Source organism: Nocardia sp. NBC_01329 (assembly GCF_035956715.1).
GTDB lineage: Bacteria > Actinomycetota > Actinomycetes > Mycobacteriales > Mycobacteriaceae > Nocardia.
In genome coordinates, this window is sequence record NZ_CP108381.1 from 5,570,371 (window position 1) to 5,593,617 (window position 23,247).

The window sequence follows — 23,247 nt, forward strand, 5'->3', positions numbered from 1 at the left end:
AAGGAGTCGAGGACATGATTGGCAATGTCGACGTCACACCGGAGCTCATCCTTGCCGCTGCGGTGGAGCTGGATCTGCTTGCCGACCGGCTGTCGGGAGTGGCCGCGCTCGCCGTGCCCACCACCTATGTGGTGCCGTCCGGCGCCGATGAGGCTTCTGTGCACGGAGCGATGCATATGAACAAGGCCGCCGCCACCCATCAGACCTCGCTCGCCCAGGCCGTCCTCGAACTGCACCACACCGCCGCGATCCTGCGCACCCAGCTGGCCCAGTACCTGGTTCAGGATGCGGCCTCGGCGGGTGTCCTGGCGCTCACCGGTGCGCCGTTCGGGTCGATCGCCGTCTAGCGGTCGCCGCGAATACCGGTGCCGAGGAGCAGAGCACGGTGACCACGCATACGCGGCGAGAGCGCCGATTCACCATCGATAGTTCACAAGGGGAGAAACAAGCATGACCGCAGGTATCACCGGGGTGTTCTGGCTGCCCAGACTCGCCGAAGGGAATTCGATTGCGCTGAACGCGGGCTCGCACGCCATTCCGATGAGCGCGGCCGCCGGTGCCTGGGGTGGTCTCACCGGCGCATGGGTGGATGCCACGGCCACCGTCGTCCGGGTGATGGCCGAGCTCGGCGTCGGTATGCAGAGCGTCAACGGTATCGGCGCCCTGGCACGGCTGATCGGATTCACCGGCTGGGCCGAGCAGCAGAGCACCATGGCCGCCGCCCTCGGCACCAAGGCCGCCTCGCAGGCCACCGCCTACACCGTCGCCTCGATCGCCATGCCGAGCCTCCCCGAGATCGTGGCGGTGAACACTGCCCGCGCGGCAGCGCATTCCACCGGCGGTGTCCTGAACGGCACCTCCGAGATCGCCGAAGCCGCCAAGGCCGCAATGGATCTGCGGGCCGCGCTCACCATGGAGACCTACGAGGCGGCCATCACGGCCACCGTGCTCACCCCCGGCGAGTTCTTCACGCCGCCACCGATCGCCAACGGCGCCGGCCGGGTCGATTCCTCCTCCGCGGACGACGCCATGAAGGAAGCGAACGGCGATCCGGTGAAGATGCTGGCCGCGGCCGGAAGCGCGCTGGCGCAGAACCCCGGATTGGCCAGCGCCGCAACGCAGGCGGCGAATGTGGCCGGTTCGGTGGCGAGCACCGGTGTGACCACGGTCGGAAACCTCGGGGCGAACGCCCTTGTCGCGGCCACCAGTTCCGCCGCTCCGGCACCGGCCGGCGTGGCATCGCTGGCGCCCATGGTGACCGGTGCCGTCGCCGCCACCACCGCGGCGACGACCCGGACAGGCGGTTCGCCCAGCGGTTCGGCGCTCGGCCTGAACAACGGCGGGCTGAAAGTACCCGAGGGCTGGGGCGCTCCGGCGAACGGCACCGCGCCGGCGGCCGAGACAGTCGCGATGACACGCGGCGAAGCCGCACCGGTTCGCCCGGCCGGCACCGGCTCGCCCTCCAGCCCGCTGCTGGGTAACTCGCGCGGCACCACCGGCGAGGACGACCAGGAACACGACGGTGCCGAATTCCTGCGCGGTGACCATTTCGCCGACGGTCGCTACATCGCCGACGGTGTGATCGGCGGCGAACCGCCACGAGCGGACAAGTGACAGTGCTCGGTGCAGGGCGCGGGCCGTCGACACTCGCGGCGGTCACGCTGTCCCTCGACGAAATGCAGTACCTCCTGGAGGCACTGGACATCGATGAGGTACCCGTGGTGCTCGACGCGCGGGGTCGTTACGACAACCAGGTCGACCACGACGCCGCGATGGAGGCAGCCGCCCGGTCGCTCGCCGACCGGGATCTGCTGGAGGGTGAACGAATTCATCCCGAGCTCGAGGATCGCCTGCGTGGCCTGTACCGGCCGCATTGGGTGGTGGCGCTGCGACTGATCGTCGCGGGGCAGGTGAGCCGGATGTGCCTGGCGAAGGGCGACGACCTCGTGGCCGTCGCTCTCCGGGGGCCGGAGTCCTATGTGATAGACGAGGCCGGCGACGACCTGCCCGGTCCGGTCATCATGGCGCTCGGCCCGGCCGAGGCTCTGGAACTCACCGGGATGAACGCACCCACCGAACGGTTGGTCCCGATCTTCGACGACGCGAATGATCCGGCGGCCACCGCGGCTCGGCTCGCCGAGGTCGGCAATCCCCCGAGAGATGCGCAGGCGATCGCTTCGGCGATGGCGCACTGCGAGTCACACGCGGAGATCGCCGGGGTGGTGTACGGCGACGCGAGCCGCGATATCGCGGAAAACCATATCGCCGTATTCGGTACTCGCGCGGGCCGCTTCATCGCGACGGCCAGCCGGGCCGACGACGGCACCAAATGGACCTCGTTCAGCAGCGGAACCACCGCCCGGCTGCGACTCGCGCTGCAGGACCTGATCCAGTCGCTGCCCGAACGCGCCGCATTCCCTCGGAACCCGAAACTCGCCTGACCGCGAGTCAGCCCATCGGATCGTCGGCGCCGGCCTCGGCCTGCACACCGAACGGCGGGGTGAAATGGCCCCAGCGGGCACATTCCCAGCCGCCACCGGGCAGGGGGACGAGCTCGATCGTCTCGGTGTTGTCCAGGTGATTGTTGGTGCTGAACGGGGGCGCCACCCCGGCCAGGAACCTACCGACCAACCGCATGGCGGCACCGTGGGTGACCACCAGGACATCCCCGTCGGCGCCACCGTCCAGGAACTCGGTCCGCAGCGCGGTGACAGCCGGGATGAAGCGGTCCAGCACATCGCGGGCCGATTCCCCGCCGTCGACTCGCTCGTCGAGCCGACCCTCGTGCCATGAGCGGTAGATCGCTTGGAAACGGTCGTGGGCTTCCTGGCTACCGAGGCCGTCCAGATCACCGAGTTGCACTTCGTGCACGCCGTCACGCGGCGAGGCGACTACTCCGGTAGCGGCCTCGATATAGCCGGCCGTCTGCCTTGCACGCAGTGCCCGAGAGTGGAACAGGGCGCGCGGCGGGGTGAGCAGGGCCGAACCGAAAGCCTTGGCCTGGGCCGCGCCGCGTTCGGTCAGCGGGAGGCCGGGGAGTTTCGTATCCAGGATCTTGGCGACATTTCCTTCGGTTTCACCGTGTCGCACCAGGATCAACTTCGCCATCATGGCACCTCCTTCGAAGCTGGTACATGCGGTGCGCGGAGACCGCGGCGAAGGCGGAGGTATCGCATCACAGGTCGGCCACCCCCTTGCGTAGCTGTGTCAACCAGAGCGCGGCATCCTCGTCCGAGGGCGGCGGGGTGCCGGTCGCCGAGGTAGCGGGCCAGGATCCGAGGAACCGGATCCGCGCGGTGCGGTGGAGCGCCTTGAGCGCCTCGGCCACCGCAGCGTCTTCGATATGGCCGACGCAATCCAGATAGAAGCGGTAGGTGCCCATACCGGTACGGGTCGGCCGTGATTCGATCCGAGTCAGATCGATACCGCGGGTCGCGAATTCGGCGAAAGCGCGCATCAGCGAACCGGGCATATTCGGTAGTTCCTCGAGCACGATCGAGGTCCGGTCGGATCCGGTCGGGGCGGGCGCTACCCGTGGGGCGGTGACCAGGACGAACCGAGTGATCGCCTGATCATGGTCGGCCACCCCGGTGGCGAGCGCGATCAGTCCGAGCCGGTCCCCGGCGAGTGTGGTGGAGACCCCGGCATCGGCCAGTCCGGCCGCTACGTCATCGGCGGCAGCGGCATTGGAGTTCGAGGTGTGCAGCGCGACCTCGCCCCAGGTGTGCTGCACCCACTGCCGGACCTGCGCGAGCGCGACCGGATAGGCCGCGAGTGTCCCCACAGCCTCGATCAGCGTGCCCGGCCGCGCGACAATGGTGAAGCTCACCTCCAGTTCGACCTCGGCGATGATCTGCAATCTCGGGCCGAGCGCCAGCGAATCCAGGGTCGACGAGATCGAGCCCTCTACCGAACTCTCGATCGGCACCACTGCCGCGACCACCTCGCCCGCCCGGACCAGCTCCAAGGCAGCAGATTGGCTGGGCGCGGCGATCCGCTCGACCGGCCCGTCGAAGGACCCCGAGGTCTCGAATTCGGCGAGGGCCATCTCGGTGAAAGTTCCGGACGGACCGAAATAGGCGATACGCGGCACGTCTACGAGACTACTGGTGCGCACACCGGGCCCGTCGGTCACCGGATCCGGGCGATCCGGGCGGACCGTTGCGCCGCCCCTCGGTCGGGCTGCCGACGCGATCCTCGGCTATCGCCGCGGCCGGGCCGGTGGACCCGTCCGCCGCTCGCCGATCAGCCCAACGCCGCGCGCAGCGCCCTTTCCAGTTCAGCGGGGTCATCGCTTTCGATCCCGAGCAGCACCGCACGGACCGCGTCGATCGCGCCGCCGGAGAGTCCGTTCAGGAATTCGGTATCCGGTTTGCTCAAGGCAGCGCGAATATCCTCTCCGCACAGTGCCGCCGCAGTACCGGCGACGACCGAGAGCGCGCGGTCGACGGTATCGCAGCGGGCGGTGAAACCGTCCGGGCTGTGTGCGGCCGCGGCCAGCAGATCGGCGACGCGCTCGTCGGAAAGAGCCGGGTCGACAATGCGTTTACCGGTGAATGTTCCGGTCGGCACCACCAGGCCGTCGACCAGTCCATGTTCGGTTACGCGCTTCGGCACGGTCAGCTCGACAAGTACCGGCTGCGATTCACCAGCTACCACTGCTCGATCGTAAGCGCAGACCGATTCCGGCCGGCTCACGCCCGCGACCGCCGCCTCGCGACGAGCACGGTGGCGGATCCGATTCGGCGAGGGCCGGTGTCGATGCTCTTGCGCCGCACTCGACTTTAACTTAGCTTAGGTTAACCTAATTAACGCTTTGTGAAGTCGGGCACGCCCGCAATGGAGGTACCGATGGCGCCGACCGCCCCCGCCCCGTCCACCGCCGAACGAGTCCGCAGCGCCTGCGCGCACGCCGAACAGGCGGTGCTCGCCGTTCCCGGCGCCGACCCCAGCCCGGTGTCGGTGCACTTCCTGCGCCAGTGCGGGGATGTGTTGATCGCGGTACCGAACGACAGCGCGGCGGTGTACGCGGCCGGCACGGCGATCGCGGGCGCCCCCGCCGTCCTCGAACTCACCGACCACGCCCCACTCCCCCTACGCGAACCCGTCCGCTCCCTGGTCTGGTTACGCGGTTGGGTCCGCGGCGTCCCCGCCCGCGCCCAGCGCACCCTGGTCACCGCCGTCGCAGCGGAACATCCGCACCCCAGCCTCCTCGATATCGGCCACACCACCACCCTGCTGCGCCTGGTCCTGAACTCGGCCGTCGTGGCCGATTCCTCCGGCGCCGAATCGGTCTGTGTCGACGAACTGCGACTGGCCACACCCGACCCCTTCTGCGATATGGAATCGGCGTGGCTACAGCACCTCGACGCCGACCACGCCGATGTCGTTGCCCAGCTCGCCCGGCACCTACCGGCGAAACTGCGCCACGGCCGCATCCACCCCCTGGCCATCGACCGCTACGGCCTCACCCTGCGCATCGAGGGCATAGACGGCGACCACGACTTCCGGCTCCCCTTCGCGACCCCGGCCGAAGACGTCGAGGCCTTGGGACGCGCGGTCCGCACTCTGGCCGGGTGCCCGTTCCTCAACGGCCTACGCCGCGGCTGAGCTGCGGTTGGTCATCGACCTGCCCACACCGATCGACCCGCACTTCCCCGCCCACTCCGCACAGTCACCCTCCGTTGTCGGGACCCGCCCCGGTCTGGAGCGCCGGAGTGAAGAACCGGGTCTCAAGGGCCCGACGCGACGCCGAAGGCGGGGCAAACAACACAGTCGGGCCCGCCCCGGTTCTGGAGCGACAGAGCGATGGAGCGCAGCGACTGAGCGCCGGAGTGAAGAACCGGGGTCACGAGGGCCCCGACCGCCCCGCCGAAGGCGGGGCAAACAACACAGTCGGGGCCCGCCCCGGTTCTGGAGCGACGAAGCGATGGAGCGCAGCGACTGAGCGCAGGAGTGAAGAACCGGGGTTAATAGGGCCCCGACCCGCCCCGCCGAAGGCGGGGCAATATACACAGCATGCATGAGAGCAGCTCGGTCGAGGACCGGATCCGGGAGCAGCGCGGGATTCGGCTCGAAATCTTGGTCGTCCTCTGCGTGACCTTCGGTCTCAGCGGCATGAACGCGGCACTGTCGTTGCTGGAGAGCGCTCTGGCGCCCGGTGGGGTCGGTGAGCAGACTGTCGCGCTGAACTCTTCGCGTGCTACCCAGTCGTTCATCGATCTACTCTTCCAGCTGCTCGGGGTGTTGCGGCTGGCGGCGTGGGCGGGTCTGGCGCTGTATCTGCTGTGGCGCAGCGGTATCGGTTCGCGTGCGATCGGGCTGGCCCGCGCCCGCTTCCGGCCCGACGGGTTGCACGCCCTGGCTCTCGCTGCGGTGATCGGGCTGCCGGGACTCGCGTTGTATCTCCTCGCTCAGGCGCTCGGCGTGAACGTGACAATCGTGCCGGACGCGCTCAGTGACCACTGGTGGCGTATTCCCGCCCTGGTGCTGTCGGCCTGCGCGAATTCGGCGGCCGAGGAGATCGTGGTGGTGGCTTATCTGCTGACGCGGTTGCGCGCACTGGGCTGGTCGGACAATTCCGCGCTGGCCGCATCTGCCCTGTTGCGCGGGAGCTATCACCTGTATCAGGGGCTCGGCGGCGGGCTCGGCAATGTGGTGATGGGGCTGGTGTTCGGCCGGTACTGGCAGCGTACCGGGCGGTTGTGGCCGCTGATCGTCGCGCACGCTGTGATCGATATCGTGGCCTACCTCGGATATGGGTTGCTGCACGGCCGGGTGTCCTGGCTGCCGTAGCGGGGTAAGCCACCTATACCGGTGGCGTTCGCTCACCTGCGGTCGAGCGAACGCGACCCGGTGATAACAAAGCAGGCCCCGATCGATAAGTAGAGTCTGATGATGATGAACGGCGACGACCCACGTATGCGCCGGGTGCCGCCGCAGAACGGGGGGCCCGGACGGTCCGGCGCACGCCGTCCCCCACCACCGCCGCCACAGGGTGGCCGGCCACCGGCCGAACCCCCGCAGGTCATGCGCCGTAACCCCGGTCCCGGGCAGCCCGCCCGTCCCACCGAGCGCTACGAGCCACCGCGGGCTTGGTCGCAGCCACCGCAGGGCCGGAACGCTCCCCCGGCCCGGCCGCCCGTGCCGGGCCGGGGCGGCAAACCGGTTCCGCCCACGCACGCACCCCCGCGACGTCCGGCGCCGCACCGCGAAGGCGAGTACGCACCCACACAGCGTCCCGTCCCCTATCACGACGGTCGCCGCCGGCCACCGCCGACAGGGAACCCGCCGGGGCGTCGGGCCGCGGCTCCCCGACCCCGTCGCCCCCGCCGCAAACGTCATATCGGCCGCTGGTTCGTGGCCGTCCTGTCGGCGCTGGTGATCCTGCTGGTTTACGGGGTCGTCGAACTCGACGGTTCACTCACCCGGATCGATGCGCTCTCCGACTACGAAGACAGGGTCGGCGGTACCGCCGGCACCAACTGGCTGCTGGTCGGATCGGATAGCCGGGCCGGACTCTCCGAGGAGCAGACCAGCGGTCTGGCCACCGGTGGCGAGGTCGGCGACCCGCGCACCGACACAATCATCCTGGTGCACATCCCACCATCGGGCCGTACCACCCTGGTGAGTCTGCCGCGTGATTCCTACGTCGATATCCCGGGCTACGGCAAGGACAAATTGAACGCCGCCTTCGCCTTCGGTGGTGCCCCGCTGCTCACTCAGACGGTCGAGACCGCGACCGGACTGCGGATCGACCATTACGGTGAGATCGGGTTCGCCGGTTTCGCGAGCGTCGTGGACGCACTCGGCGGCATCGATGTATGCGTACCGCAGGCCATCAACGACCCGTTGGCCGGTATCGACCTGCCGGCCGGCTGCCAGGAATTGAGCGGCCCCCAAGCCTTGGGTTTCGTGCGCAGCCGTGCCACCGCCCTGGCCGATATCGACCGGATGAACAACCAGCGCCTGTTCCTGTCGGCCTTGCTCGAGAAAGCGACCAGCCCGACCACGCTCGCCAACCCGTTCGCCCTGTGGCCCATGCTCAGCGGTACCGCCGGCTCCCTGACTGTCGACAAGGGAGACCACATCTGGGACCTGGCCCGTCTCGCCTGGGCTTTACGCGGCGACACTCTGGCCACCACGGTCCCGGTCGGCGGTTTCACCGACACCGACAGTGGCAATGTGCTGCTGTGGGCCGACCCCGACGCCGACAGCTTTTTCGAGGCCTTGGCCAACGGCGACCCGATTCCCGCAGGCCTCGCCGGGGAATGAGCGCCGGCGCCCGGTCACGAGAGCGGGCGCCGGCTCACTCGCCGCGGTGAGGACGCGGGCTCGGCTCGCCGAGGTGCCCGTGTAATCCGGCCAGTCTCCCGCGTTCAAAATCAGCACCCCACCCCTACCTCGGATGGTCCACCTTCGTGGTCGGGGCCCGCCCCGGTTCTGGAGCGACAGAGCGATGGAGCGCAGCGACTGAGCGCCGGAGTGAAGAACCGGGGTCACGAGGGCCCCGACCGCCCCGCCGCAGGCGGGGCAAACAAACACAGTCGGGGCCCGCCCCGGTTCTGGAGCGACGAAGCGAAGGAGCGCAGCGACTGAGCGTAGGAGTGAAGAACCGGGGTTAATAGGGCCCCGACCGCCCCGCCGCAGGCGGGGCAAATAGACACAGTAACGTCGATCACATGCACGACAGCGAACTGGCCCAGCCCTTCATCGTCCAGCTGCGCGCGCAGGTGCGGCACGGGCTCACCGCTTCGCAGCAGTATCTGGCGGCTGCGGTGTACTTCGATATTCAACGGTTACCGCAATTGTCCGGTCATTGTTATCTGCGTTCCGAACAGCATCGGGGGCATGCGCTGCGAATTGTGCAGTATCTGATCGACCGGGATCTGGAAATCACCATCGGGGGTTTGGGGGAGGTTCGGCAGACCTTCGAATCTCCGCGTGCGGCAATAGCTTTCCTGCTGGCCAGGGAGGAGACGCTCACCGACCAGGTGACCGAGCTGGCACGGTTGGCGCGGGAATGGCCCGATTTCTTGGGGGAGCAATTCATGAGCTGGCTGCTCGAATGCCAGCAGCAGGATGTGGCCGGTATGTCTACGCTCCTGGCGGTGACGGATCGGTCGGCCGGGAACCTTTTCGACGTCGAGGAGTTCGTGGCGCGGGAACTGCGTTCGGCGGTGCCTGCGGCGAACTACTCCGTCCCGAAAATGGCTGGAGCGGGCCGTAATCAATAAGGCAACACTATCCTCAATTCAATAAGGCAACACTAACCTGATTAAGGCTGCACTTGCATGACAGCGTCACTTTTCGGCGTTAATGTCAAGGCATGTCCAATCATCCGGAGAGTCCCCGCAGCAAATTCCACGGATTGCTGCACGATCAAATTCGGCACGAGTTCAATGCCGAGCACCAGTACATCGCCATCGCGGTGTGGTACGACAATGCCGACCTTCCGCAGCTGGCCAAGCGCTTCTACGCGCAGGCCGTGGAGGAACGCAATCACGCGATGATGATCGTCCAGTACTTCCTGGATCGGGACATCAGCGTCGATCTTTCCGGTATCGATGCGGCTAAGTCGCATTTCGAGAACGCCCGGGAGCCGATCTCTATGGCGTTCGATCAGGAGAAGACGGTCACCGACCAGATCGTCCAGCTGGCCAGCACCGCTCGCGAGGAGGGCGACTACCTGGGTGAGCAGTTCATGCAGTGGTTCCTCAAGGAGCAGGTGGAGGAAGTCGCGAAGATGAACACTCTGCTCACTGTCGCCGACCGGGCGGGCTCGAACCTGTTCGATCTCGAAGAGTTCATCGCCCGTGAGATGAGCGATGACCCGTCGAAGGTTTCGGGCGCGCCGTCGGCTGCCGGAGGCCATGTCTGATCGGTAACAGGCCGCGTCCGTCCGCCGATGAGTTCCGTGAGCACGGAACCGGGCGGGGTGACGTCGGTCCCGGGTGATGATTGATTGGAGCATCGGCCGGCCCGGCCCACTGCGCCGAGGTCGGGCGGCCGATGCTCCGTACGTCAGCCGGCGCCGGGTCGTTGTGTCGGCTGACGTGAGTGTCGCCGGGGGGTTCCAGAAACGGCGACCTCTGAAACCTAGTCGAGATCGCCGCCGGAAAGAAGAGTTTTTCTAAAAATATTCCGGTTTATTCAGCGGAGGGTGACCTGCCTTGACCGGAGGCCGTCCCGGGAGCGCCGCTGCTCCGGGGTCAGGGGGGTATCCACTGCCAGCGCCTCGGCCAACCTGGTCCCGAACTCCGCTGCCGGAGAATGCCATTCGCTGACATGCCGTTCCGGGTCGAGATCGAACACCGGAACCAGGAGCCCGTGGGTGCGGAACGAACCGGCGAAACGCGAACCCTCGCCGAGATTCAGCCCGCCGGCGGCGTGCAGTCGCGCCAGCGCCAGCATCAGATCGTCTTCCGACTCGGGCCGAACCCAGCGCAGATGCGCCTTGTCTCCGGCATCGACCCACCAGGCGGCCCCGATCGCGTCCTTCCCGAGGTCCAGCCGATCCGAAGGCATGATGGCCTGTTTCGCCTGTTCGATGGTGGCCGCGATCTGTGGATCCGGCTGCACTCCTTCGGGAACCCACCAATCGAAATCCTGATGCACGGTCAGCTCGAGTGCGGCATCGGCCACCAGCACATCGGCCAGGGTCGGGCTGCCGGGCGCGGCATGCGCGACGGCCAGCGAATCGCCGGGCTCGGCCGACTGGGTCCACAGGACGGACGCGGCGATATCCGCGGCCGGATCCGAACTCGGTGCCTGCACCTGCACACCGACATATCCGGTGGGCGAATCCCCGGCCCGCACCAGCGCGGAAACCGCGCCGGGCAGCACGGTTGCCAGCACCACCGTCCGCTCGGCGGCGACACCTTCGGCGAGCTTCAGCTCGGCGGTGGCCGACGGCACGAACTCGCGCAGCGCGACCAGATCGCATTCGGCGGCCAGGCCCCGGAAGGGCCGGGCGACTGTCTGCTCGGCCTCCTGCAACGCCGCCCGCCGTTCGGCCAGACGCTGAGCCCGGTTGCCGCCGGGTTTCGGACTATTGCGTTTGCTCTTACCCACGGCTGGTCAAACTACACGGCAAAGCACCGGATCAGCCGCAGGCCACACATTTCAGCTGTTGGCCAGCACAGCTTTCGCACGGCCCGGATGATTGGTAGCCACCCAGCTCACGCCGAGATCCGCGCACAACTGCATATCGTCGGGTTCGTCGACCGTCCAGCAATAGGTCGCCCGGCCGGCCGCGGCAGCCTTGTCGACCAGATCGGGATGTTCGCGCAGCGTTTTCACCGAGGGGCCGACCGCTGTCGCCCCGACGGTCGTGGCCGCGCCACCACCCAGATAGCGCGATGATTCGCCCAGGAGCACTGTGGGCAACAGGGGTGCGGCGCGGCGGATCCGCCAGACCGCGGTGGCGGCGAACGACATCACCACCGCCCTGGAGTGGGCCGCCGAGGCCGGTGTGGCGATCCCGAAGCGCTGCAATTCGGCCAGCACCTTGTTCTCTACCAGCGAGCCGTATCGGACGGGATGTTTGGTTTCGATGAACAGTTTGGTCGGGCGACTGCGCCAATCGAGTACGAGGCCGATCAGCTCACTCAGCGTGAGTACCCCGGACGGCGCGCCGTCGCCGAAATCGAGATCCTTCAACTCGGCCAGCGTCAGCTCGCTGACCAGGCCGCTGCCGGACGAGGTCCGATCCACCGTCCGGTCGTGTACACACACCAGGTGGCCGTCCCGGGTAAGGCGGACATCGCATTCCACCCCGTCGGCGCCCTCTTCCAGGGCCAGTTCGTACGCTGCCAGGGTGTGTTCGGGACGCGCCGCCGAAGCGCCCCGATGCGCGACCACGAACGGCGCACGGCTGTTCTGAACCGACTGGTCACTGCCCTCGCTCACTTGGCCACAACCTCCTGTGGTGCTCGATCGGCGCCGTCGGGGGAATCGGCGCGGTCGGCGTCCGCCGCGGTGCTCACCGTAGCGGTCGGACCGGGATGCACCGGTTCGATCAACGGTGTCGCCGGATCGACGGCGATCACCCAGCGCCGCGCGAGCCGGCTACGACCGCGCAGGTCCCGACCCTCGATCGTGCGCACGACCCAGAGGGTCAGCAGCGCGACACCGGCCGCCACCGCATCGGCGAATGCGGTGAAGAGCACACCGTCGGCCTTCGCCTGCAGCGAATCCGCTGTCCGCCAGTACAGCGCCGCCCCGGTGACCAGTCCGCCGAACACCCAGGCCGCCCACCAGCTGCGAACCGCCACGCGGGCCCGCGGATCGGTCCGGCCGGACACCACCTCGGTGAGGAAAACCCCAGGCCAGATCAGGTTGACCATCGGGATCAAGCAGCCCAGCGCGAGCGTGCGCGGCGAGCGGGGGTCGCTGCGACCCGCCGCCGCGAAGACCACCCGTCGTACTTCGATCAGCCAGCCGAGCGTGGCGACAGCGGCAACAAGCGCCATGATCAGTGCGAACAGCGCGGCGGTGTTCACCAGCGCGTCGGAGAACCACAACAGCGGTGGTTCGATGAGGTGGGTGCGGTTGCGCAACAGGATCAGGTAGCGAGCCGCTTCGGCGAGCGCGGCCACCCCGAAGAGAACCGCGGCAGCGAAGAGGGCGGAGTGGGTCCAGCGGGTCAGTGTGCTCAGCGGACGGGCCCGATGCCGCTCCGATTCGCGTTCCGAAGCGGGCCGATCGCGCAGACCCCAGCGCGGGATCTCCGAGTATCGGGGCGTCCCGGCGGCACGGCGCCCGTTCTCCGATCCGCGGGCGGATCGGTCGAGCCGACCGGGCCGGCGGGCGACCCAGCGGTAATTACGGCGTTCGGGTGGGGCATCGATCGGCCCCGGCGAGAGCAGTACGCCGCGGCACCGCGGGCACCAGTGCATCGGCGGACCCTGCACCGCCCAGCGCGTACCGCAGCGGGCACATGGCTGCACCACCGTACTCACCGCGCACCTCGCTTTTCGTCAGTAGATCTTCGCGGGCTCGCCACCGTCGGCGGCCAGTGGACGGCCGGTCTGTTGCCACGCCACCATCCCGCCTACCACGTTCACCGCTTCATAACCCACGTTCGCGAGGAACTTCACGGCCTCGAGCGAACGGCCGCCCTGCCGGCACACCACGTAGAGCTCGGCGTCCGGGTCCAGTTCGCCGTAGCGGGCGGGCACATCGGCGAGCGGAATGTGCACCGCGCCGGGTGCGTGGCCGAGCTGCCATTCGTCGTCTTCGCGCACATCGAGTAGGACGGTGGTAGCCGCCTCCCCGGGCGGATGGTCGAATTCGGTGGGTACGGCCTCGACCGGTACCGACGGGACTCCGGAGCTCGTCACCTCATTGATCCTGCCATAACCACCTCGGCGGCTGCCCGGCTCTCGCGGGTGCGGGCGATCACGCGCGAAATCCCGGCCCGGGCCCCATGTGATCGGCGCCGCCGACGCCGACACGCCGGACGATGCGGCGGATTCGCCGGGCGCGACCCACACACACAGTCCTCCCCGATACGTTGACGATTCCGGCGATGTTTCATGAGTTATACGCATAACCCACTACGTAACCCGCTGGTATCAGCTATCATTCAGCGCACCATTGTCCCAGATATCCGCCCACGAGCGGGTTGACCTGCGGTAATGGATAACCGTACGACCGATCCGGTACTCCCCTCCAAAAATCCCGGAGCGGCCGTCCGGCCACTCGATCGGGTCACGCGCCGTTGCGTGACCCGATATCGAGTTGGACGCGGCACCCACCGAATCGGTTCCACCGGAATCGAAAATCGGCAAAATCCCCTGATCTGGGCACTGACCTCGGTAATCTGGCGCCATGACATCGACCAGGGGGTTACTCGACGAATTGGACGCGGCCGGCCTCGACAAGGCTCTGTCGGAGGCCGGGTGTCTAGGATTGGAAGTCGATTCCGAGGCCGGACGACTAGACCTCGAACTCGAGGTCCTGAGCCTGCCGGAGCAAATATCCGGCACAGCAGAAAACGAACACGAAGCGGGGAGCAGTTGTAGGCGGGTGCGGCTGACCTTCCAGGGAGTCACTCGGATTGCCGCATCGTTGCGGATTCAGCGATGGGACGATCTGGAACCACGGATCCTGCCGCTGGACCTGCCGGGACTACCCGCCGCTGTCGCGAGCTTCGGCGGTAGCCGCCTGCACGGCTGGGAATTCGTCGACCTGGACGACAGTGGCTGGGCATTGTGGAGCGAATTGCTCAGTTTCGATACCACCATCGACACTCGGATCGCCCGGCACGTGCTGGAGTTCTCCCAGGAGGAGGGCGTCGATCCCCGGGAACTCGATATCCGGGTCTGGTTCGACACGGTCACGGCACACACCACCGGAGGCGAGCCCATCCCGCTGCCGGATCTGGTCTCCGGATCCGAACGCTGGTGGGACGCGCACGACAAGGGCGACCCCCGGACCACCCACCCCGGTATCGCGCCGCCGCTGTAAGCGCTCCGCTGCGGAAGCATCCGGTGGTGTCCGCGCCGAGGTGTCGGCCGGATACCACCGCGGCGGCGCCGGGATAACAGTTGGCGGGGCGAGCGGCCGGGCAGCGCTGTGAAAATCGGACGTCGTCCCGGTCAGGGCCAGATCTCCCCGGCGCCCGTGACGAGCGCCGATGAGATCCCGGATGGTCGGTTTCTGCCCGATGTGGAATGGTGGGGCGTCGGGACGAGTTGGACCGATCGGGTGTACGAATGGTCGGGAGCATCCCGCACAGGACGCACTCGACCCGACAAGGAAGGGACATTCGTGGCTGAGTACACGCTGCCAGATCTGGACTATGACTACAGCGCCCTGGAGCCGCATATCTCCGGGCAGATCAACGAGATTCACCACTCGAAGCACCACGCCACTTACGTGGCGGGGGTGAACACCGCGGTGGAGAAGCTCGAAGCGGCACGCGAAGCCGGTGATCACGCCGCCATCTTCTTGAACGAGAAGAACCTCGCTTTCCACCTCGGTGGCCATGTCAACCACTCCATCTGGTGGAAGAACCTCTCCCCCAACGGCGGCGACAAGCCGACCGGCGAACTGGCCGCCGCCATCGACGATCAGTTCGGCTCCTTCGACAAGTTCCGGGCGCAGTTCACCGCTGCCGCCAATGGACTGCAGGGCTCGGGCTGGGCAGTGCTCGGTTACGACACCCTGGGCCAGAAGCTGCTGACCTTCCAGCTCTACGACCAGCAGGCCAATGTGCCGCTCGGCATTATTCCGCTGCTGCAGGTCGATATGTGGGAGCACGCCTTCTACCTGCAGTACAAGAACGTCAAGGCCGACTATGTGAAGGCGTTTTGGAACGTCGTCAACTGGGCCGACGTCCAGGAGCGTTTCACCAAGGCGACCAGCCAGGCGAAGGGCCTCATCTTCGGCTGAGCGCCGCCTGCGCGATCGAGTTTCGCGACGGACCCGCGGACCCTACGTCCGCGGGTCTTTCGTCTTTTCTGCCCGAATTGGCACTCTCTGGTACTTGTGTGCCAGACAACTTGTGCGCGATCCTCATCTTTCACAAGAGTTTCGAGGACGGGCAAAGCCGCCCCCGGTCACGCACGGGAGGCATCATGCGCAGCAACAGTCCGATCGGCGTCACACCGTTCCATGCCGGTGGCACGCTGCGCGGGTTCGTCATCTCCGGGCGCTGGCCCGATACCACCAAGGAATGGACGCAGCTATTGGTGCTGGCCGTCCGGGTGGCGTCCATGCCCGGCCTGCTGACCACCTCCACCGTATTCGGAGTCCGTGAAGAACTTCCCGACCAGCCGGAACCGGATACGGTCGGCCTGGTGATAGCCGAGGGGCCGGTACTCGGTGAGGACGGCGTGCGCCCCGGCCGATTCGCCGAGCACATCCCGCCGGCCCTGTTCATGCTCCATCCACCCGCGGAGACCAACCCCTCCCTACCGGAGTGCACCGGCGCCGCTTCCGGGTGCATCCTGCTACCGGGGATCCCGCATCTGGGACTCGAACATCGCGCGGCGTGGGCCGAGGCGGAAGCCGACGGTACCGTGACTTCGCTGGTCAGCAGGGTCGGGCTCGATCCGATCAGCGATCCCGATACCGCCGTACTGGCTATGTTGCTGGCCGCTTGATATCGGCGCGCGCGTCGGCCCGAGGACATCGACCGAGCGAGGCTCCGCACCGATCATCGGCCCGCGTCGTCGATCCGGCCCGCGGTGGCGACCTGTCTACAGCGGGATGTTTCCGACGTCCATAATATTTGCCGGACAGATGCCAACAGTTCGTTCCGGCCTGCCCCGGAAGAGTTTTCAGGCTACCCTCAATATCTTGGCAGCGGCACCAAACTTGCTGGCCTGAAACGTTTTTCGGAACATAATTGTTGCCGCTATCGGTCAGCTGCGGTAAAGTTGCCAGCAACGAAGGGGAGTAGCCCCCAATCACGCGGTCGACATACTGACCCACCGCTCGTCGGTGGCTCCGGTCGCGTGAACCGGTTCGCCGGTGGGCGAGACCTTCGGCCGAACAGCAATTTCGTTGTCGGCCGGAGGTGAATCCGAATCCGGCCGGCGAACCGGAGGATCGGGAGCACTCGTCAGATGATCGCCACCGTCGGGCTCGCCATCGGCATAGTTTTCCTGGCCGAATTGGGTGACAAGTCCCAACTCATGGCCCTCACATTCGCCCTGCGCTACCGCTGGTGGGTGGTGCTCGGCGGGATCGCGACCGCCACGGCCGCAGTCCACGTCATCTCGGTCGCGATCGGCCATTTCCTGGGCGCGGCCCTACCTACCACCGCCATCGCCGCGGTGGCATCACTGACCTTCCTCGTTGTGGGCCTGTGGACACTGCGCGAACTGCTCACCGACGCGGATGACGACGCGCGACCGGCACCGTCGCGTTTCGCCACTACAGCGCCCTTCTTCGTTGTACTCTCCGCGTTCCTCCTGGCCGAACTCGGTGATCGCACCATGTTCGCCACCGCGGCTCTCGCCACCGACAACAACTGGGCGGCGGTCTGGCTGGGGTCGACGATCGGAATGGTCGCCGCCGATGCCCTCGCCATCGGCGCGGGCATTCTGGTGGGCAAACATCTGCCCGAACGCGCTATCGGCTTCGGGTCCGGACTGCTGTTCCTGTTCATCGGCGCCCTCACCGGCATCGATACCGCGTTTCCGACGCTCGGACTCGCCGGCGCGGCCGGTATCGCCCTGCTGGTACCGGCTGTGGCAGCTCTCGCACTCCGGCTGCTGCAGAAGCGCCGCGCAACGGCGAATCGGCCCGCGACCGGGGCGGCTGCTACCGAGATCCCGGAGCGGCGAGCCGAGGGCCTGCACTGAGTACCATTTCGCCGATCAGCGCAAGGGGACCGTCCACGACCCCCGCCCTACCCACCGGTTAGGGTGCAATTGACGTTAGGCCAACTGGCTTGTCACGAACGAGAGGACCATCGTGGAGATTTCGGGTTCCGCCGCCATCGTCACCGGGGGCGCGTCCGGTCTGGGCGCCGCCACCGCCAAGCGTTTCGCTGATCTGGGCGCCACCGTCTTCGGGCTCGACGTACCGCAGTCGATCGAGCGCGCCGGCGACAATGTGCCCGATGGGGTCACTCTGCTCGCCGCTGATGTCACCAGTCACGAAGAGGTCGCCGCCGCCGTCGCCAAGGTGGTCGAATCGGGCACCCCGCTGCGTATCGTGGTCAACTGCGCCGGTGTCGGCTGGGCCGGGCGCATCCTGTCCAAGAACGGCCCGCACGACCTGGAGCTGTTCCGCACGGTGATCACCGTCAACCTGCTCGGTTCCTTCAACGTGATGCGCCTGGCCGCCGATGCCATCGCCAAAACCGATACCGTCGACGACGCCGGTCAGCGCGGTGTCGTCATCAACACCGCCTCGGTGGCGGCGTTCGAGGGCCAGATCGGCCAGATCGCGTACTCGGCCTCCAAGGGCGGCGTGCACGGGATGACCGTTCCGGCCGCGCGCGACCTCGCACAGTTCGGTATCCGCGTCAACACCATCGCCCCCGGCATCATCGATACCCCGATGCTGGCCGGTGTCACCGAGGAATACCGTCAGGGCCTCGAGGCCGGTGTACCGTTCCCGTCCCGGCTCGGCCGGCCCGACGAGTACGCGCAGCTCTCGCAGTACATCGTCGAACACGACTACCTCAACGGCGAGACCATCCGTATGGACGGCGCGCTGCGCATGGCGCCGCGCTAGACGCTCTCGCACGACGACGCCCGCCGCCCGGCAGTCATACCCGGGCGGCGGGCGTTCGCATCGACAAAAGGCGCGGCGTGATCCGCCGAGCCCGGATCAGCCGGCGCTACCGGTCGCCGGACGCCGCCGCCATTCGTCGCACGCCGCGCGATCGGCCCACTCCCGGTCATTACCGTCGGCACGACAACCCGCACGGGTGTAACCCTCACTGTCACGACCCCACCGGTCGAACCCGAAACGGTCGAACCCCGAACGGTCACGGCCCCACAAGTCGAAACCGGCGTGGTCATAACCGAAACGGTCGAAACCGGAAGAGTCGAAACCGGCGCGGTCATAACCGTCGCGGTCATAACCGAAACGGTCATAACCGAAACGGTCGAAACCGGCGCGGTCGAAACCGGCGCGGTCGAAACCGGAAGAGTCGTAGCCGAAGTTGTCATAACCATCGGGACCCAACGGACCCTGTGGTAGCCCAGGGCAAGGGGCGCCCGGAACTACCACGGCGCCACCGGGGCATGTACGCGGCGGATCGGGGAGTTCAGCGGGCGCGGGGGGCGCCGAAGTATCGGGAACGCCGGGCGCCGGGGCATCAGGGGCACTCGGCGGCGTGGTGCCCGGAGCGGCAGGCACCGTGGGCACTGCAGGCTCCGGACCGTCGACTCCGGCTCCCGGGGGCACGGGTCGCGTAGTGGTAGGCGCCGCGCCGGGCTCCGCGAACGCGGGTGCCGACGTCAAGGTGGGGGCGAGTATCAGTGCGCCCAGCAACGCTATCCGAAGCGTCGCCCGGCGCACACCACGGCTGGCCACGGCAGTGGTCGGCATGATCGATCTCCTGTCCGGAACGCGATCCTCGCATTCCGGGCAACCTATCGACGAAACCCCCTGATGTTTTACAAATCGCTGGTGCGCCACCAACGCCCGGTCCGGATCTCGATGGTGGAACCACCGCCGCCCCGGGCAATTCGAGACGCGCGACTCGGCGGCCCCGGGTCGCTCCCCGAACGTGCGTACCCGGGGCCGGCCCTGCGGGCTACCGCCCGGTTACTCGGCCGGGTCAGATTGCCCGTTCTCTTCGATTGTCGTCGCTCAGAGGCGGCGGGGCCACGGAATCCACGACAGCCCCGCCGCCTTCCGGTCAGAGCGTGCGTGTCAACCGGTCCGCGAGGACCTGGGCGAATTTGGCCGGATCCTTCAATTCGCCGCCCTCGGCCAGAACCGCCGTACCGTAAAGGAGTTCGGCCGTTTCGGTGAGCTCGGGAACCTTGCCCGCGTCGGCGTCGTCCTTGCGGGTGTCGTAGGCATCGCGTAGACCCGTCACCAGCGGATGGGTGGGGTTGAGTTCCAGGATCCGCTTGAACTGCGGCAATTCCTGGCCCGAGGCCCGGTACATCCGTTCCAGCATCGGCGTCATATCGAAGACGTCGCCCACCAGACATACCGGCGAGCTGGTCAACCGCGAGCTGAGCCGGACCTCTTTGACACTGTCCGCCAGGGTTTCACCCAGCCAGGTCAGTACCTCGGCGAAATCCTTGTCCTGCTGTTCGCGCAGGGCTTCGGATTCCTTCTTCTCCTCCTCGGTTTCCAGATCGACCTCACCCTTGGCGATCGACTGGAACGGTTTGCCGTCGAACTCCGATACCGAGCCGACCCACATCTCGTCGACCGGGTCGGTGAGGATCAGTACCTCGCGGCCCTTGGCGCGGAATGCCTCCAGATGCGGCGACCTCTCGACCTGATCCCGGGATTCCCCGGTCATGTAGTAGATGCCGTCCTGGCCTTCGGGCATCCGCTCCACGTACTGCGCCAGCGTGGTCGCCTCGGTTTCGGAGTGGGTGGAGGCGAAGGACGACACCTCCAGAAGGGTCTTCTGGTTGTCGAAATCGGAGAGCAGACCCTCCTTCAGGACCCGGCCGAATTCCTGCCAGAAAGTACGATATTTCGCCTGGTCTTCGGCACCCTGCAAATCCTTGACGCTGCTCAGCACCTTTTTCACCAGGCGTTTGCGGATCATCTGGATCTGCCGGTCCTGCTGCAGGATCTCGCGGGAAACGTTGAGCGAGAGATCCTGCGCGTCCACCACGCCCTTGACGAAACGCAGATACTCCGGCATCAGCTCTTCGCAGTTGTCCATGATGAACACGCGTTTCACGTAGAGCTGGACTCCGCGCTTGTGCTCGCGGGTGAACAGATCGAACGGCGCCTGCGAAGGCAGGAACAGCAGCGCCTGGTACTCGAAGGTCCCCTCTGCCTTGAGCGGGATGATCTCGAGCGGTTCGTCCCAGGCGTGGCTGACGTGCTTGTAGAACTCCTGGTATTCCTCGTCGGACACCTCGCTGCGCGGGCGGGTCCAGAGAGCCTTCATCGAGTTGAGCGTCTGCTCCTCGACAATGGTCTTCTCTTCCTTCTCCTCGCCCTCGCCCTCGGTGACCGTACGCTCGACCTGCATGCGGATCGGCCAGGCGATGAAGTCGGAGTACTTCTTCACGATTTCGCGGAGCTTGTGCTCCTGGGTGTAGTCGAAGAGGTGGTCCTCGGCGTCGGCCGGTTTCAGATGGAGCGTGACAGCCGAGCCCTGCGGGGCCTCGTCGAGGCTTTCGATGGTGTAGGTCCCCGAACCCGCCGCCGACTCCCAGCGGGTGCCGGTGGTCTCACCGGCCCGCCGGGTGGTGAGCTCGACCTTGTCGGCCACCATGAAAGTCGAATAGAAACCGATACCGAACTGGCCGATCAGTTCCTCGGCCGCGGCGTCGGATTTCGCCTCGTTCAGTTTCCGGCGTAGTTCGGCCGTCCCCGATTTGGCGAGAGTTCCGATCAGGTCCACCACCTCCGCACGAGACATACCTATGCCGTTGTCCCGGACGGTGAGGATCCGCTGATCCTTGTCGACCTCCAGCTCGATGTGCAGGTCGTCGGTATCGACGTGTAGATCCTTGTCCTGATAGGACTCCAGCCGCAGCTTGTCCAGCGCATCGGAAGCGTTCGAGATCAGCTCACGCAGGAACGTGTCTTTGTTGGAGTAGACCGAGTGGATCATCAGCTCGAGCAGCTGATGGGTCTCGGCCTGGAACTCGAGTTGTTCGACGTGCTCAGTCACGCTCGCCAATATTAATCAAGCCCGGTGCGGAGCTCGTCCACAGGTCGGGCTGTGTTCCGGGTGCCGCCGCGAAATCGCTCAGTGCGGGAACCTCACGATCGGCGCTGTGCTCCCGGGGCACCCGTGGATTCATCCATTCGCGCAGCACAGCGGTAGCCCGGACATCGTCCTCGTTGTACTCCAGCAGCCGTGTGCGCTGAGTGAGGTCGGGATCGGCATCGTAGCCGACTGCCCGCCGGTACCAGCTCATCGAAGCCTCGCCTCCGGCCTCGGGGTCACGCCAGGCGAAACCCGCCACGGGTGCGATCTTCTTGAGCCCTTTACCGCTCGGGCAGATGAACTGATCGGTGACCGCTTGGAACATATCGACCCACTGGATGGAATCGACGAACTCGGTGACCTGCTTCTCCGTCGGTACTCCGGGGCGCCCGGCGAACCGCCGCGCCGACTCGTAGAGCCATTTGTCCTCGGCGCTACGCGAATAGCAGTAGGCGGCGAAGGTTTTCCCGGCCGCCGTGGCCTGCGCCCTGATCTCCATCAACCAGGTCCAGAATTCGCCGAAGGACCGGCCCTCGTCCTCGGTGGGCAGCGGATCCCAGGTGACGAATGCCCGATATCGCCCGTCGAGCAGGGTGCCCCACAGATAGGCGCCGTCTTCCTGATAGCTCTCCAGATCGACATCCACCTCGACATCGGCGCGACGCACCCAGACCCGGTCGAACCGACGTACCAGCGGTGCCTGGACCAGCCACGCCCGTGCGGTGACCACGGTTTCCTCGAACGGGCCGTGCTGCCAGTCGTCGGGTTCGGGACCCGACCAGGCGGCGAGTTCGTCGATGGTCGTGACCCCGTGCCCGCGCAGCACCTCGGCGCGCGAACCCGGCGCCACCACACTCACATCGCGGTGGTCGTTCAGCCAGGCCTGGCAACCGCCTTCCGCGCCCCGGTTCCACCAGATGCACTGACGGCATTCGGGGACCTTCGAGGGCACGGTTTCCACCTGCCCGCGCACCACCGCGATCCGGTCGGCGAAACGGCTGTCGTAGTCGGGAAGGACCGTGGTCAGATCATGGACCAGGATCCGGTCGAAATGAAACCCGATGACGCCGCCGATCGCCGTGGCCGTTGCCAGTCCGTGACGCTCCAGCATCCGGTACACATGGGCCAGCCGCTGCTGGTCGCGCGGCTGCTGGCGGAGTTTGCGAGCACGGTCGGGAACGGGGTGCCAATCGAACAGATCAGAGGTCAGCGGATGGAATTCGGCCGGTTCGGGCCGACGGGGGTCGGTCACCTTGTGATTGACGACGAGGACCGGGATATAGCCGCCGTTGCGGATATCGCGCAGCAGGATCTCGGCGCCACCGCGACGACCGGTATCGGGGTCCAACGGCAGCAGCCCACCCCAGATCCGGGCGGCCCCGGACGCACAGGCACGCAGAGTGGCCGCGGCACGGGCGCTCGCGGGCAGTGCCGGGTCGATGACCACCCAGCCGGCGGGATCGGCCGCGGTGAGGGTGTCGCGCACCCGATCGCGGTGGGCCTGGGCTGCTGCCCGTCGCTGCTGAACCCCCGCGTCCTCGCGTACCTCGGTGAGCTGTTCAGGATGCGCGGCATCCAGTCCGAGCCGATGGCGACAACCGATCAGGCCCCGGGCATCGAGGAACGCGGGCCGGTCCGCCCCGGCGGTGGTCCGCCCGGACGGCACGGGAGACTCCCGCCGCTCGCTCTCGGCGTCGGAGGGGTCTTCGCTGTCGACACTGCCCGGTTGCACGCAAGCAGTATGGTCCCTGCCCCCGACACTCCACCCAATCGAGCATCTCGGAGCGACGTCGCCGCACCGGTACGGGCAGAGTCTCTCGCCGGTTCGGCCGGGAACCCGATAGGGTGTCGGCGAACCGTGTGACACGGGTGGACGGTGCGGTTTCCGTGTCGTATCGCCGTAGCGAACAAGCATT

At 66.9% G+C, this 23,247-nt stretch carries 23 protein-coding genes; 13 read left to right on the top strand and 10 right to left on the bottom strand.

Features of this window, described 5'->3' with window-relative positions:
- Positions 1-14 precede the first annotated feature (14 nt).
- From OG405_RS25290 to OG405_RS25300, 3 genes are all read left to right on the top strand, one after another.
- Positions 15-347 carry a PE family protein gene (locus OG405_RS25290; RefSeq protein WP_327148909.1) on the top strand — a complete coding sequence of 111 codons (333 nt, stop codon included), beginning with the start codon at positions 15-17 and terminating at the stop codon, positions 345-347.
- A gap of 103 nt (positions 348-450) precedes the next feature.
- Positions 451-1,614: a PPE domain-containing protein gene (locus OG405_RS25295; RefSeq protein ID WP_327148910.1), complete on the top strand. Its 1,164-nt coding sequence runs from the start codon at positions 451-453 to the stop codon at positions 1,612-1,614.
- On the top strand, positions 1,611-2,441 hold the full coding sequence (locus OG405_RS25300; protein ID WP_327148911.1) for an ESX secretion-associated protein EspG: 831 nt from the start codon (positions 1,611-1,613) through the stop codon (positions 2,439-2,441). Before OG405_RS25295 ends, OG405_RS25300 begins: the two co-directional genes overlap by 4 nt.
- A 7-nt stretch (positions 2,442-2,448) precedes the next feature.
- On the opposite strand, the gene OG405_RS25305 is transcribed toward OG405_RS25300, so the two are convergent.
- From OG405_RS25305 to OG405_RS25315, 3 genes are all read right to left on the bottom strand, one after another.
- Positions 2,449-3,111, bottom strand: a complete 663-nt coding sequence (locus OG405_RS25305; RefSeq protein ID WP_327148912.1) for a histidine phosphatase family protein — start codon at positions 3,109-3,111, stop codon at positions 2,449-2,451.
- A gap of 64 nt (positions 3,112-3,175) precedes the next feature.
- Complete coding sequence (pheA, locus tag OG405_RS25310) at positions 3,176-4,093, bottom strand: prephenate dehydratase (protein ID WP_327148913.1); 918 nt, start codon at positions 4,091-4,093, stop codon at positions 3,176-3,178.
- A 152-nt stretch (positions 4,094-4,245) separates the two neighbouring features.
- A complete protein-coding gene (locus tag OG405_RS25315) occupies positions 4,246-4,659 on the bottom strand; it encodes a hypothetical protein (RefSeq protein ID WP_327148914.1) in 414 nt (137 codons plus the stop codon).
- Positions 4,660-4,851: 192 nt separating this feature from the next.
- On the opposite strand from OG405_RS25315, the gene OG405_RS25320 reads away from it, so the two are divergent.
- From OG405_RS25320 to OG405_RS25340, 5 genes are all read left to right on the top strand, one after another.
- Entirely contained in the window at positions 4,852-5,610 is a 759-nt protein-coding gene (locus OG405_RS25320; protein ID WP_327148915.1) for a DUF2470 domain-containing protein, read from the top strand.
- Positions 5,611-6,018: 408 nt separating this feature from the next.
- Complete coding sequence (locus tag OG405_RS25325) at positions 6,019-6,795, top strand: CPBP family intramembrane glutamic endopeptidase (RefSeq protein WP_327148916.1); 777 nt, start codon at positions 6,019-6,021, stop codon at positions 6,793-6,795.
- A gap of 234 nt (positions 6,796-7,029) precedes the next feature.
- Positions 7,030-8,274, top strand: a complete 1,245-nt coding sequence (locus OG405_RS25330; RefSeq protein WP_442790791.1) for an LCP family glycopolymer transferase — start codon at positions 7,030-7,032, stop codon at positions 8,272-8,274.
- A 407-nt stretch (positions 8,275-8,681) separates the two neighbouring features.
- Complete coding sequence (locus OG405_RS25335; protein ID WP_327148917.1) at positions 8,682-9,236, top strand: ferritin; 555 nt, start codon at positions 8,682-8,684, stop codon at positions 9,234-9,236.
- A gap of 92 nt (positions 9,237-9,328) precedes the next feature.
- A complete protein-coding gene (locus OG405_RS25340) occupies positions 9,329-9,880 on the top strand; it encodes a ferritin (RefSeq protein WP_327148918.1) in 552 nt (183 codons plus the stop codon).
- A 272-nt stretch (positions 9,881-10,152) separates the two neighbouring features.
- Here the strand turns inward: OG405_RS25340 and OG405_RS25345 are convergent, their stop codons facing one another.
- The 4 genes from OG405_RS25345 to OG405_RS25360 are packed head-to-tail and all read right to left on the bottom strand — an operon-like array spanning position 10,153 to position 13,343.
- A complete protein-coding gene (locus OG405_RS25345; protein ID WP_327148919.1) occupies positions 10,153-11,073 on the bottom strand; it encodes a DUF5926 family protein in 921 nt (306 codons plus the stop codon).
- 51 nt (positions 11,074-11,124) lie between these two features.
- Positions 11,125-11,910 (bottom strand): glycerophosphodiester phosphodiesterase, encoded by a 786-nt coding sequence (locus OG405_RS25350; RefSeq protein WP_327148920.1) that lies wholly within the window; start codon positions 11,908-11,910, stop codon positions 11,125-11,127.
- Positions 11,907-12,962, bottom strand: coding sequence for a DUF4328 domain-containing protein (locus OG405_RS25355; protein WP_327148921.1), 1,056 nt, complete (start codon positions 12,960-12,962; stop codon positions 11,907-11,909). The genes OG405_RS25350 and OG405_RS25355 overlap by 4 nt, the downstream gene beginning before the upstream one ends.
- 18 nt (positions 12,963-12,980) lie before the next feature.
- Positions 12,981-13,343 (bottom strand): rhodanese-like domain-containing protein, encoded by a 363-nt coding sequence (locus OG405_RS25360; protein ID WP_327148922.1) that lies wholly within the window; start codon positions 13,341-13,343, stop codon positions 12,981-12,983.
- A gap of 490 nt (positions 13,344-13,833) precedes the next feature.
- Between OG405_RS25360 and OG405_RS25365 the strand changes: the two genes are divergently transcribed.
- The 5 genes from OG405_RS25365 (at position 13,834) to OG405_RS25385 (ending at position 18,198) form a co-directional block, all read left to right on the top strand.
- The gene (locus OG405_RS25365; RefSeq protein ID WP_327148923.1) at positions 13,834-14,472 is read left to right on the top strand and encodes a hypothetical protein; all 639 of its coding nucleotides are present in this window, start codon (positions 13,834-13,836) and stop codon (positions 14,470-14,472) included.
- Positions 14,473-14,775: 303 nt separating this feature from the next.
- Positions 14,776-15,399, top strand: a complete 624-nt coding sequence (locus OG405_RS25370; protein ID WP_327148924.1) for a superoxide dismutase — start codon at positions 14,776-14,778, stop codon at positions 15,397-15,399.
- Between the two features lie 185 nt (positions 15,400-15,584).
- A complete protein-coding gene (locus OG405_RS25375; RefSeq protein ID WP_327148925.1) occupies positions 15,585-16,112 on the top strand; it encodes a peptidase in 528 nt (175 codons plus the stop codon).
- Positions 16,113-16,577: 465 nt separating this feature from the next.
- Positions 16,578-17,318 carry a TMEM165/GDT1 family protein gene (locus OG405_RS25380; protein ID WP_327148926.1) on the top strand — a complete coding sequence of 247 codons (741 nt, stop codon included), beginning with the start codon at positions 16,578-16,580 and terminating at the stop codon, positions 17,316-17,318.
- A gap of 112 nt (positions 17,319-17,430) precedes the next feature.
- Positions 17,431-18,198 (top strand): SDR family NAD(P)-dependent oxidoreductase, encoded by a 768-nt coding sequence (locus OG405_RS25385; protein ID WP_327148927.1) that lies wholly within the window; start codon positions 17,431-17,433, stop codon positions 18,196-18,198.
- 96 nt (positions 18,199-18,294) lie between these two features.
- Here the strand turns inward: OG405_RS25385 and OG405_RS25390 are convergent, their stop codons facing one another.
- The 3 genes from OG405_RS25390 to OG405_RS25400 all read right to left on the bottom strand — a co-directional run bounded on the left by OG405_RS25390 (position 18,295) and on the right by OG405_RS25400 (position 22,997).
- Positions 18,295-19,020 (bottom strand): hypothetical protein, encoded by a 726-nt coding sequence (locus OG405_RS25390; RefSeq protein ID WP_327148928.1) that lies wholly within the window; start codon positions 19,018-19,020, stop codon positions 18,295-18,297.
- A 313-nt stretch (positions 19,021-19,333) separates the two neighbouring features.
- Complete coding sequence (gene htpG / locus OG405_RS25395; RefSeq protein WP_327148929.1) at positions 19,334-21,292, bottom strand: molecular chaperone HtpG; 1,959 nt, start codon at positions 21,290-21,292, stop codon at positions 19,334-19,336.
- Positions 21,285-22,997: a TM0106 family RecB-like putative nuclease gene (locus tag OG405_RS25400; RefSeq protein WP_327152516.1), complete on the bottom strand. Its 1,713-nt coding sequence runs from the start codon at positions 22,995-22,997 to the stop codon at positions 21,285-21,287. Before OG405_RS25400 ends, htpG begins: the two co-directional genes overlap by 8 nt.
- Between the last annotated feature and the right edge of the window lie 250 nt (positions 22,998-23,247).